The organism is Leptolyngbya sp. CCY15150 (assembly GCF_016888135.1).
In the GTDB taxonomy this organism is placed as follows: domain Bacteria; phylum Cyanobacteriota; class Cyanobacteriia; order RECH01; family RECH01; genus RECH01.
On sequence record NZ_JACSWB010000301.1, the window covers coordinates 1 to 12,558 of the forward strand.

Sequence of the window (12,558 nt, forward strand, 5' to 3'; positions counted from 1 at the left end):
CGAGACATGGGTAGAACGACCACTCAGCTTGCCCTAGTCTAAAATCGACTCAGCGTTGACCCAACGTTGCTTTAGATTCTCTTTATAAATTAGCTCTTAGTTGCGCCTGCTGAGGATCGAAGCGCTGGAGGATTTTGGCGGCGAGGGGTTGGTAGGCCGCATCAGGTTGATCGAGTTTCAGCGGTTTGTTAACATCCACATCATCGAGGACGCACACCAGCAGTTCTCCCAGTTGAAAGCCGCCAGTTTCCCCGAACCGTATGGTCAGTTCTTGGCAGGTGCGCTCAATTTCGTTGGAGATAAAGCAGCGCAGGCTTTCGATCGCGGTCGGCTGACCGTCGGGCAAGTCTCCGTTGGAGACGCTGTGCGATCGCATTCGGCTGACTAAGGTTTTCTGGATGGTGGGATGGGGAGTGGTTTCGGAATCCGAAAAGCGGGCTTGAAACCAGTCTTTGACCGATGGCAAGGATTGTCGGAACACTTGTCCGGCCATGGTCACGGAGACAAATATCCAGTAGTGACCCATTGCGCTCATGGTGTGGGAGTTCCTCCGATGGGCGTGTTTATTCAGCTATTTTGACATAGTGAACGAGGGCGATCGCCTATGCAGTGGCGATGATGGTGTTGATTGTAAGGGACGGCGGCGAGTACGACTTGGATATGTGTCTTGCGCCCTTGTTATCCTGCGCTCTCGCAATTTTTGGAGGTTGCATGGTGTTGCTCCCCTTTGTCTAAGGTTGAGAGACGGGAATGGGGATGAGGGCTAGGCAGACTGGGTAACAATGACAGATTTCCCGCTACTCGGTGATGGGTGTCCAGTCGCCGGAGAATAGGAACGATGACCAGTAGTAGGGATGGCTGTAGGCAGGGGCGGCGAGAAGCTCTAGTTGGACTTGGCGCAGGGCTTCGCTGCGGTCTTCGCCGGACAGGAGGCGATCGTAGTAAAGCTGCATCAGTTCGGCGGTGCCCTGGTCGCTGACTTTCCAGAGGCTCATCAACTGGCTTTCGGCTCCGGCCATGACGAAAGCCCGCCGCAAGCCGTAGACCCCTTCCCCGTTGGCGACATCACCCACGCCAGTTTCGCAGGCGCTCATCACCACCAAGCGCGTACCGCGCAGATCTAGGTTGGCGGCTTCCAGTGCGGTGAGTACGCCATCTTCGCCGAGGCTGCTGCGTTGGTTGAATCCGGCGAAGACCAGACCGGAGCGCAGGAGGGGATTTTCGTTGCTGGTGGGTCGGTCAGTCGGGGGGCGATCGGCGAGGGTTTCGATAAAGATGGTGGCGTCGTTGGAGCGGGTATTGGGCGGGACGAATTCCACGTCTTGCAGGAAGAAGCCGTGGGTGGCGATGTGCAGAATGCTGGGCGATTCCAGTTGTTTCAGCACGTTTTCGGTGGCGTCGGCGTCGGTGAGCACTAGGGCATCATCGAGCAGCGGCGCGATCGCATCGACTTCTAGTTGGGTGCCGGGGAGGGGGTCAAATTGCAGGGTGGCGATGTCGGTGGAGCGATCGTTTGCCCTCTCCCCTGTCCCCTCTCCCGTGGGGCGAGGGGTGTTCGGAATACTGGCGATTTGAACCTCGTCGGCGGTGTTGTAGTCGGGGTTGGCGAAGATGACGGGGGGCTGTTGGCTGGGGGTGCGGTTTTGCAGGCGCAGCAGGTCGCGGCCGGTGGTGAGGTGGGTGAGGGTGTAGGTTTCGACGAGGTATTGGTCTTGTTCATCGACCAGGGCGGCGAAGGGAATCAGGTTGAGTTGGCTGTCGGGGGACAGCAGGAGGTGGGTGGCATCGCCGAGCAGGGGACGAATTGGTTCCATCACCAGTTCATCCAGGGCGCGGCCGGTGGTGCGGACTTGGCTGCGGGTGGTGGGGTTCTGGGTGGTTTCCAGGAAGGCGACGGCGGCTTGGTCGATGGTGGCGGCATCGCCGAGGTCGGCCCATTGGATGTCGCCGTTGGGATGGAGGATGTAGGCAGCGTAGCGGGATTCACCGAATCGTTCACCAAATGGCTCATCGGCATCAAACGGTTCATAGCGCACCAACTCCACAAGGGCGGCATCGGCAGGGATCAGGGCTTGGATGTCTGCGAGTTCGACCGGTTGGGTTTCGATACGGAATTCGGCGCTGGCCTGAGCCAGTTGGTTTTCTAGGTCTTCGGCTTGCTGTTGCAGGGTGTCGAGTTGGTTGCGGTAGATTTCTGGATCTTCGTCACCCAAACCTCGATAAATCAAATTAGATAGCTGGGTTTGGGTGCTGGTGTAGTCGTCGAGTACGGTCGTGAGTTCTGGAGTGAGGTTCTCTCGTAAGCGCTGCAACGAATCGGTGACGGCATCGAGGATGCGCCCTTTGCGCCGCAGAACGGTGGTGAGGGCTAGGCGAGCAGCGACAGGGTTAGCGTTGGCATCTTGCAGGTGCAGGGAGATAACAGCATTCGTGGTGCCAGAGATCGTGGCGATGTAGGCTTGTTTGCTCTCTTCGGAGCCAATGACCAAGTTGCGGCTCAGGTCAGTTTCTTCTAACGCCAGACCTTCCTGCCACCAGGCCAGAGCGGTATCGATGTCTCCCTGTGCCTGGTGCAGCGCTGCCAGGTGCTGGAGGGTGGTTCCTTCCCCCGCACGATCGCCCACCTCGGTGCTGATGGCTAAGGCTTGTTCGTAGGTGGCCAACGCCTGCTCATAGCGCCCTAGGTTGCGGTACACCGCGCCAATGTTGCTGAGGGTAGTTCCTTCTCCGGCGCGATCGCCCACCTCGGTACGGATGGCTAAGGCTTGCTCATAGTAGTCTAACGCCTGCTCATAGCGCCCCAGACTGTTATACACCACGCCAATGTTGCTGAGGGTGGTTCCTTCCCCCGCGCGATCGCCCACCTCGGTGCGGATGGCTAGGGCCTGCTCATAGGTGGCTAAGGCCTGCTCATAGCGCCCTAGGTTGCGGTACACCAAGCCAATGTTGCTGAGGGTGGTTCCTTCTCCGCGGCGATCGCCAATTTCTTCTGCAATGGCTAAGGCTTGTTCGTAGGTGGCTAAGGCTTGCTCATAGCGCCCTAGGTTGGAGTACACCAAGCCAATGTTGGTGAGGGTGATTCCTTCTCCGCGGCGATCGCCCACCTCGGTGAGGATGGCTAAGGCTTCCTCGTAGGTCGCTAACGCCTGCTCATAGCGCCCTAGGTTGTCATACACCGCGCCAATGTTGTTGAGGGTGACTCCTTCGGTCGCGCGATCGCCCACCTCGGTGACAATGGCTAAAGCTTGCTCGTAGTAGTCTAGCGCCTGCTCATTGCGACCCAGGTTGCGATACACCACGCCAATGTTGTTGAGAATGGTTCCTTCGCCTTGCCGCTCTCCCATTTCGCGAACAATCATCAGCGCCTGCTCAAACAGTGGAAGCGCTTCTTGAAAGCGCCCAATTGCTAATAGCTGTTGTCCCTGATTGTTTAGCTCAATAGCCTCAGCCCAGCGGGTGTCGGTGGTATCAGCTTGGGCCAGGGTCGGTTCTGCGACGATCATCACGGCAGCGGGGGCAGCGATGGGGAGCAGCAGTGGGGCAAGGAGGGTGAGCGAACAGAGGATACGTTTCATAGAACAGGTAAATGATAGGACAGGGGCATTGTCTAATGGACGGACAAAGGGTTCTGCATTGGGCGCGGAAATCGCTCCTCTACAGGGTTTTAGGTGGTATTGGGTGCGGAAACTGCTCTCCTACGGGGTTTTAGGCAGTGTAGGGGTCAGGTCTTCTGACCAGCCGGGTCGTTCGGGTTTTACAAGTTTTGTCAGTCAACCCAGCGCATGGCTCATCGGGTACTTATTGAACCCTCTCTATCGCCTATGCACAGTACAGAGGGAATAGAAAGGCCGTCTAATTTATCAATCCTCAGTGGGGAAATGAATTGGCGGTGGTGGGTGCCCATGAATGGCGTTTGGCAACTCGCTAATTTCATTGTCTTAACTATGCCTCCCGCAACACCCGCAACAACTCCACCGCCTCCGTCAACGATGGATCACACTGCACCGATCGCTCCAACGACACCACACTGAGCGATCTACAAGATAGATAATAAAACGCCAGCCCTTGGTAATACCAAGCCTGCGCATGATTCGGGTCTAGCTCCAGCACCCGCTCCATCGCACAAATCGACTGCTCGTACTGCTCCAACACACCCCACACCCATCCCAACTGATACCATCCCTCCGCGTGCCGAGGCGACAACATCACCACCCGATGAAACGCCAACAACGCCTTTGGGTACGTCCTCATCTCAATCAACCTCTGTCCCCACTCAAACCAATCCTCCGCCTGCTCCATCCGCTCCGCAAAAATCGGCTCCAAACTCGTGACCTTGGGGGGCAACTCACGACACATCATCTTCGACTCCTCCGTTCAATTCTCAATGGTTGGGTGAACTGAACCGACATAGTGAACAGAGACATGCACCTATGCAGTTTGCCTAGACGAAATGCAGCCGCTAGTCATGGACTCATCACAATCCATTGCTCATCCCAGTCAAACGTGAACCGAAATGGGGAGCATGTCATGTCTGCCAACTCCTGCATTGCCCTTATCCCCCAACCCCTTCTCCCAATCATGGGCGAAGGGGAGCAAAACCGATCAGAGTTTTTCTTCCACAATGAGTGCATAAAAGTGATACGCATCCCATGCCGAAACTGCGATCGCCCCTAACCATCACCGTTGAAGGAGCGATCGCTTCGCCGCCCCCTTGGCAAAGAGGCGATCGCCATCCGGGTACGATCAAGACCTTGGATGAACGCGAGTTTGACCGTTCAACAGCCTAGCGTCATAGCATCATGGCCAAGCATTCACAGACATGTGTAGGTGAGAAAGTGGAGCTGATGCAACGACAGATACCCATGGTGGCGATCGCAGTTTCGGTGCGAGTGATGCCATGAAAATAACAATCCACCCATCGGCTGCTCATCGCTGCAATGGCACTGCAAGACCTCATCAATGCCGCCCAACACTTAACCTAGCAAGAGCACCTACAGCTCGCAACGCACTTGCTGAAATGGGCTTCAGCTAAAATACCAGGACAATCGGCGAGTCGGATGACTGAGCATCAACCCAACCTAGTGTTGGGCATAGGTTGGAAATTTTTGTAACCGTTATCCAGCATAGGATTGAGCGATCGCTCTCCATCTTGTTCGCCTATTTCGCAGAAAAACGTTGCCAACTACTGCATAGGTGCAACAGGTCGCTGAGTATATCGAGATGTCGAACCAACAATCTTGGAGACCCTAGACCATGGCATCTCAAGTTTCCTTAAAATCGCTGACCACCACTGTTCTATTAACCCTCACCACCAGTATCATCTCCGTCTATTCTGCCCCCCCCAGCCAGGCCGCGATCGCCGCTCCTCTCTCTGTCCACAACAATACCCTGAGCAATCGCCTAGCTCAAGCCAATCCAGCCGACCTAGAAGCGCTGATGGATCAGGGGATTGCTGCCCTCGATGCCGACAACTATACCGAGGCGCTGAACTATTTTGAACAGGCGATCGCCCTCAACCCCACCCATGCACCTGCCTACACCGGACAAGGACTCGCGTTTTATTATCTCGACCAGTTTCCAGACGCGATCGCCAGCTTTGGGCAAGCAGTACAGTTGGATGAAACCCATTTCTATGCCTGGATGTGGCTAGGAATTGCCCTCGATGACGGCGGTCGTCCTGAAGATGCCTTACTTGCCTATGAGCAAGCGATCGCTATCAATCCTAACTTTGCACGATTGTATTTCCATCAGGGGGTCACGCTGACTCGTCTAGAACGGTATGATGCCGCCCTTGAAGCCTACAACCAAGCCGTGAGCCTCGATTCTGATATGGTGGGGGCATGGCTCAATCGAGGACGGGTGCTTGCAATATTAGGACAATTGGATGAAGCATTAGTCTCAATCGATAGCGCCCTTGAACTGTACCCTGACTATACGGATGCTTGGTACTACAAAGGGATGATCTTGGAACTCTTGGGACGAAATGAGGAAGCGATCGCTGCTTTTGAGCGAGTGTTGCAGCTAAATCCCAATGATAGCCAAGCCCAGGAACGGATCGATCGCTTGCAGAATAGTTGAGTGGCCCAATCGCAATGAGAGCATGGCATACAATCAGTCTGCCTCTCGGAGTGTTGGGACGGTAAGCTGATCTCAATACTCCGAGAGATCTGAACTGACGCGATCGCTTAATTGAATCAACATTGACAGGGATATCGTTTACAGGACTAGACAAAGATGAAGACAACCTTGCATCGACTCACGCTACTGATAGCCGCAAGTTTTATGTTTACCGTGGCGGGGGGCGATCGCCCGTCAAACTCGACCGCATTGGCAACGCCTGCCCCGGAGGCTGAACAGAATCAACCGGCAGTTGAATCAGAGAATCAAATCCGAGTGCTGCCTCTAGACGAACTGTATTTACTGGGTCTCTCGCCGCAACCCGAAGCCATTATCCCAGAAACGCCTGAAGCTGTAGGCTTATCTACTCATCCTCAAGATACCAGAGGTATTATTCTCGGCGATGATCGATTGGAGTTGACGAGTCGGCGTTATCCTTGGTCGGCAATCGGACGTATCGTTAGCACCAGCGCTGATGGGGATAGGAGACTATGTTCTGGAACATTAGTCTCCCCAAGCACAGTGCTCACTAATGCCCACTGTGTCATGGATGCAGAAACTGGAACACTCCACTCAACGATTCAGTTTCAGCCCAATGTCATTAATAATGGAGTTGTGAATCTGGCCGATATCGCTAATGTGGAGGCCGTCTTCTATGGAACTGATTTTACCGATAACTATCCTCTGAATGCAGATGATTGGGCATTTATGGTACTTGACCAACCCTTGGGCGATCGCTACGGTACGATTCCCTGGATGCCGCTGTCGGTTGATGAATTGATTGAAAACTACGCTGAGCAGATGGTGATGGTGGGGTATTCTGGCGACTATCCTAGAGACCGTCCGGCAAGTAGCGCTGGGGTGCATCTGGGGTGCAGTGTGGTAGACACCTACGAGGGCAGCATTGCCCACGATTGTGATAGCTTTGGTGGATCGTCGGGTGGCCCCATCCTGACCTGGATAGATAACCAGGCTTATATTGTAGGCGTTAATTCTGCTGAGAGAACCACTAATACAGTTGTGGATACCTTTATCAGCAATGATGGGGTTGAGCGTCCAGTCTATGAGGGCGTGATCAATTTTGGTGTGGATATCACTCGGATTGTTGAGTTTTTGGAGCAAAACGGTCTGGAGGGCGATCGCTGAGGTGGAGGCATAGGGTTCACCCTGCATCACTACCCGCTGCCCTGCAACTAGGTACGATAGGAATATAATGAGAACCCCTAAACCATGAACGCGAAAACATTTTTGCCGTTGCTGACTTCGTTGCTCGTGATGCCCGTTTCCCTTTCTGCGGTACTGTTGCTAACTGCACGGGCAGAGGCTCAGGTTACGGTTGCCCAGACGGATGCTGCCGCGCTGTTGGAGGAGGGCGATCGCCTTCTTCAGCAAGGAATTCAGCAACTTCAGGTAAGCCAATTTCAAGAAGCCCTACAGTCTTGGCAGCAAGCCTTAGACCTCTACCGAGATCCGGCAGTTCAAGCTGCTTTTCCCAAAGAGAGCCGCCAGGGAGAAGGATTCACTCTCATGGGTCTGGGCTTTGCCTACTCTAATTTGGGTCAATATGAACGTGCCATTGAATTTCATGAGCAACATCTGGCTATTGCCCGTGAGCTTGGTGATTCTCCAGAGGAGAGGCTACGTCAACGCATTGGAGAAGTACGCGCTCTTAGCAATTTGGGCATGGCTTACAGCAATCTAGATCAATATGAACGTGCCATTGAATTTCATGAGCAACATCTAGCTATTGCCCGGGAGCTTAGCGATCGTGCGGAAGAAGGGCGCGCTCTTGGTAGTTTGGGCAATAATTACTTGAGTCTACGTCAATATGAACGTGTCATTGACTTTTCTGGGCAACATCTGATCATTGCTAGGGATCTAGGCGATCGTGCCGGGGAAATAAGAGCCTTGGTCACTCTGGGCACTGCCTACTGGAGTTTGGGGCAGTATCAACAGGCGATTGACTACTATGAGCAACGTCTTATGATTGCCCGTGAGTTTGGTGATTCTCCAGAAGAAAGGCTACGTCAACGTGTTGAAGAAGGAGAAACTCTAGACATTTTAGCGCTTGCCTACTGGAGCTTGGATCAATATCAACAGGCGATTGACTATTATGAGCAACGTCTTATAATTGCCCGTGAGCTTGGCGATCGCGATGGAGAAGGTCGCGCCCTTGCTAATTTAGGACAGGCTTACCAAAGTCTGAGTCAATATCAACAAGCGATTGATTCCCATGAGCAAGCTCTAGCTATTGCCCTGGAGATTGGCGATCGTAGTGGAGAAGGGCTTGCTTTGGGTAGCCTGGGCGATGCTTACAATAGTCTAGGTCAATATCAACAAGCAATTAACCACTATGAGCAATTTCTAACTATTGCCCTGGAGATTGGCGATCGTCGAGGTGAGGGAAATGCCTTGGGTAGTCTGGGTCGTGCTTATGAAAATTTAGGTCAATATCAACAAGCGATTGGGTACTTTGAGCGATCCTTAGCTATTGCTCGCGAAGTTGGCAATCGTCAGGGCGAGGGAGCCTCACTGGGTAATCTAGGGCATGCTTACTATGGTATGAGTCAGTATCAACAAGCAATTGACTACTATGAGCAGTTTCTAACCATTGCTCGTGCGCTTGGTGACCGCCGTGAGGAGGGAAGTGCTTTGGGTAGCTTGGGTGTTATTTACCGTAATCTAGGTCAGTATCCACAAGCAATTGACTTTTATGAGCAATTTCTAACTATTTCCCGTGAGCTTGGCGATCGCAAGGGCGAAGGCATTGCTCTCGGCAATTTGGGAAATGTGTACGCTGACTTGGATCAATATCAGGAGGCGATCGCGCTCTATGAGCAACATCTGGTCATCGCCCGCGAGATTGGCGATCGCGCCGGCGAAGGCAACGTGCTGAACAATTTGGGAATTGCTCATCTAAGCTTAGAACGGTATCCTCAAGCTACAGAAACACTGTTTGCTGCTATTGAGGTTTATGAGTCTCTGCGGGATGGCGACATTCCCGATGCTCAGCAGATTACTTTCTTCGACACACAGAGTAGTGCCTATGGTTTCTTGCAACGTTCATTGATTGCTCAAGGTGAAACTGAACAGGCACTGGCCATTTCAGAGCGGGGCCGGGCAAGAGCCTTTGTCTCATCTCTTGCCGAACGACAAAACCAAGATGCCCCAGCACTTCCACCACCTTCCATTGCCGACATTCAACGCACGGCCCAAGCCCAAAACGCCACTTTGGTGCAATATTCCAGGGCATCATTTGAAGATGGAGTATCCCAACTCTACATCTGGGTGATTCAACCAACGGGTGAGATCACCTTCCGCTCCGTTGATCTCTCCGGACTCGACAGTAGCCTGTTTGAATTTATCACCACCAGCCGCGATGCCATCGGTCTCCGCAGCCGCAATAACGATGCCACCATCGAAGTTGCCCTCACCCCCGAAGCCCTGCGCACCCGAGCCGAACGCCAACGCCAAATCCTGCAAGAACTCCATACCCTGCTCATCGACCCGATCGCCGACCTCCTGCCCGCCGATCCTGACGCGCCAGTTATCATCATTCCTCACCAAGAACTCTTCCTCGTTCCCTTTGCCGCCCTCGTCGATGCCAATGGCGATTATCTGATTCAACATCATACCCTGCTCACCGCCCCCTCCATTCAAGTCCTGCAACTCCTCGGCGAACAGCAAGCCACCACCGCCACGGGCGACCCGCTGATTATCGGCAATCCCATCATGCCGTCCATCTGGAACCCCGCCACTGGAGAAGACGAAAACTTATCTAGCTTACCGGGAGCTGAAGCTGAAGCTATTGCCATTGCTGAGGTATTCAACACCGAACCGCTGCTGTGGGAGCAAGCCAGCGAAACCACCGTCACCCGCCGCATGGCTACTGCGCCACTTCTGCACTTTGCCACCCACGGCTTACTCGACTACGGTGACCCCACCGCTACCGGTGTGCGAGACTTTCCAGGAGCGATCGCCCTTGCTGCAGGAGAAGGCAACGATGGCTTACTCACCTCCGCCGAAATCTTTGACCTCACCCTCAGCGCCGAACTTGTGGTGCTCAGCGCCTGCGATACCGGACGGGGACGCATCACCGGCGATGGCGTGATTGGGTTATCTCGCGCCTTCATCCAAGCTGGAGTGCCCCAGGTGCTGGTGTCCCTCTGGGCCGTGCCCGACGCCCCCACCGCTGAACTGATGACCACCTTCTATCAACAGCGCGACCTCACCGACACCGATGCCCAAGCCCTGCGCCAAGCCATGCTGATTACCCTACAAACCCATCCCAATCCCCGCGACTGGGCCGCGTTTACCCTAATTGGCGGCGCTCAGTAATGGTGAGAGAGGAGCGATCGCCCACCATCCTTAAGCTGATCGAGCAACCCTACTATTGGGTACGGGTCATTTTGGCTAGCAATTTTTGTAACCTTTATCCAGCATGGGATTGAGCGATCGCCCCCTATTTTGTTTACCCACGTTGCAAAAAAAGTTTGCCCAATCCTGCATAGGTGCAACAGGTCGCCGAGTATATCGAGATGTCGAACCAACAATCTTGGAGACCCTAGAGCGTGGCATCTCAAATTTTCTTTCCTAATTCTGGCGTTGCTGACCCAAGAGATGAACCGCTAGCTATAGGATCTGAAACTCCATGCAATATGCTGCGGAATCATTTCACCATTCAGCAATGCCCTAACCCTTTATATAATAGCGCCAAATCAATGACTCATGAAATTAGAACGATGTGATAAAAAGTATCTTATTTATCCATTAAATCTTTAAGGTTTGACTTAATTTTAGGTAATATAATTAAATTTCATCAATTTTGCAATTTTGCAACGGAGCTGCTTATGAAAGCTAAACGAATTCTAGAGCTGCGAGCCAGCGTTACAGAACTTTTGTCCCGTTTGGATCCGGTGAGCCCTCAGCTATCCGATGAGGAATGGCAGATGCTTGCCCGCAAAATACTAGCCGAAGAGCGGCAGACCTTGACCTCTAATGTGTTTACGAGAGACAAGGAGATCACCCTCAATCGAGTGGATATGTATGTACCGCTAGGAGTAGTCGAACGGAGCAAGTCCCAACAGAGAGAGCGTAACCTTGACGAAGTGATAGGGCAGCAGAAACAAGGGACAATCCAACCGATAGCAGAAGATGAATTCCTTAACCAAGTCTTGCTTCAGGGGCACAGTCCCAAGAGCCAGGGGCAACGGATTGCTATCATTGGGGAACCCGGTTCTGGGAAGACAACGCGACTAGAGGCGATCGCAGATTGGGTGTTGGAGAGTGGTTTGGGTCTGCCTATTTGGGTACCCTTGCGGCTGTTGGGCGATCGCAGTGTAGGCAACTTTTTGCGGCAATGGTTGTGGGATGCGACTGGCAAGGAAAGCTTATGGGATAACTTTCTAGAACAGTTAAGAGCTGGAAAAGTATGGCTGTTGATGGATGGGTTGGATGAGTTAACAGGGCGAGTGCAAGAGCAACATGAACGTTTGGTCGCGGGGTTCTGGTCGGATGCACGCATTGTGTTGAGTTGTCGGGTAAATGTATGGGATATCTATCGAGGGGCGTTCGATCAGTTTGATGAATATCGCAACCTTGACTTTGATACACAGCAGATTGAGGATTACATTCAGCGTTGGTTTAGTGCAGCGACACAACCGGAGGTCGGCAAAGATTTGTGGACAACATTACAGGATGAAACCCGTACGCATCTGCTACATTTAGCTCGCAATCCACTGCGGTTATCGCTGTTATGTTGTGCATGGTTTCAGAAACCACATTCACGGACGGAAACCCAAGCACGTTTATATGGGCAGCTTGTTGAGTTGGTATATGAATGGAAGCGATGGGTTATTAACATCACCCCAAAAGAACGCCATGCATTGCAGAAAAAGCTATCGGAACTAGCATTAGTAGCAATTGAGGGAACTGAGTCTACTGAAAAAAATGCCCATTTTGTGTTGTCAGAAGGCTTACTGAAACAAGTTTTTGGAGGGTTGGATAATCCTCTTTGTGCTAAAGCATTACAGTTAGGCTGGCTGAATCACCATACAGGTATGAATCATTCTGGAGAAGCAATTTTTTCGTTCTACCACGCTACATTTCAGGAATATTTTGCAGCGCTAGGTATCGACGATTGGAATTATTTTCTACCTCGAAACCATATAGATCGTCCCATCCTGGGAAAATCCTATCGGATTTTTGAGCCTCGCTGGAAGCAGGTCATTTTGATATGGCTAGGACGGCAGGATATTGAGCCTGCTGAAAAAGAGGCATTTATCCAAGCATTAACTACCTTCAAGGATGGATGTTACGGTTTTTATCAAAAACAATCTTTTCTTCTAATACCAGTTCAATGTGAGGCGGCATAGAACAGTGCTTCCAGGATAAAGTCGTAGGCAGAAACTGATGCAACCTGCTCCAGTGTTAGTTGATCCA

8 protein-coding genes are annotated in these 12,558 nt (G+C 52.6%); 5 read left to right on the plus strand and 3 right to left on the minus strand.

The genetic code is table 11. The annotated features are described in order from the left end of the window. Positions 1-82: 82 nt before the first annotated feature. The 3 genes from JUJ53_RS24070 to JUJ53_RS24080 all read right to left on the minus strand — a co-directional run bounded on the left by JUJ53_RS24070 (position 83) and on the right by JUJ53_RS24080 (position 4,359). Positions 83-535 carry a hypothetical protein gene (locus tag JUJ53_RS24070; RefSeq protein ID WP_204154600.1) on the minus strand — a complete coding sequence of 151 codons (453 nt, stop codon included), beginning with the start codon at positions 533-535 and terminating at the stop codon, positions 83-85. A 262-nt stretch (positions 536-797) separates the two neighbouring features. Further along, the gene (locus JUJ53_RS24075; protein ID WP_204154601.1) at positions 798-3,575 is read right to left on the minus strand and encodes a CHAT domain-containing tetratricopeptide repeat protein; all 2,778 of its coding nucleotides are present in this window, start codon (positions 3,573-3,575) and stop codon (positions 798-800) included. A 367-nt stretch (positions 3,576-3,942) separates the two neighbouring features. Continuing rightward, on the minus strand, positions 3,943-4,359 hold the full coding sequence (locus JUJ53_RS24080) for a tetratricopeptide repeat protein (protein ID WP_204154602.1): 417 nt from the start codon (positions 4,357-4,359) through the stop codon (positions 3,943-3,945). A gap of 290 nt (positions 4,360-4,649) precedes the next feature. Here JUJ53_RS24080 and JUJ53_RS24085 point away from each other — a divergent pair, with 290 nt between their 5' ends. From JUJ53_RS24085 to JUJ53_RS24105, 5 genes are all read left to right on the plus strand, one after another. Next, positions 4,650-4,787, plus strand: a complete 138-nt coding sequence (locus JUJ53_RS24085; RefSeq protein WP_204154603.1) for a hypothetical protein — start codon at positions 4,650-4,652, stop codon at positions 4,785-4,787. Positions 4,788-5,253: 466 nt separating this feature from the next. Then, positions 5,254-6,078 carry a tetratricopeptide repeat protein gene (locus tag JUJ53_RS24090; protein WP_204154604.1) on the plus strand — a complete coding sequence of 275 codons (825 nt, stop codon included), beginning with the start codon at positions 5,254-5,256 and terminating at the stop codon, positions 6,076-6,078. Between the two features lie 156 nt (positions 6,079-6,234). Further along, on the plus strand, positions 6,235-7,263 hold the full coding sequence (locus JUJ53_RS24095) for a trypsin-like peptidase domain-containing protein (RefSeq protein ID WP_204154605.1): 1,029 nt from the start codon (positions 6,235-6,237) through the stop codon (positions 7,261-7,263). 84 nt (positions 7,264-7,347) lie between these two features. Next, positions 7,348-10,455, plus strand: a complete 3,108-nt coding sequence (locus JUJ53_RS24100; RefSeq protein WP_204154606.1) for a tetratricopeptide repeat protein — start codon at positions 7,348-7,350, stop codon at positions 10,453-10,455. Positions 10,456-11,066: 611 nt separating this feature from the next. After that, entirely contained in the window at positions 11,067-12,491 is a 1,425-nt protein-coding gene (locus JUJ53_RS24105; protein WP_204154607.1) for an NACHT domain-containing protein, read from the plus strand. Positions 12,492-12,558: the final 67 nt, after the last annotated feature.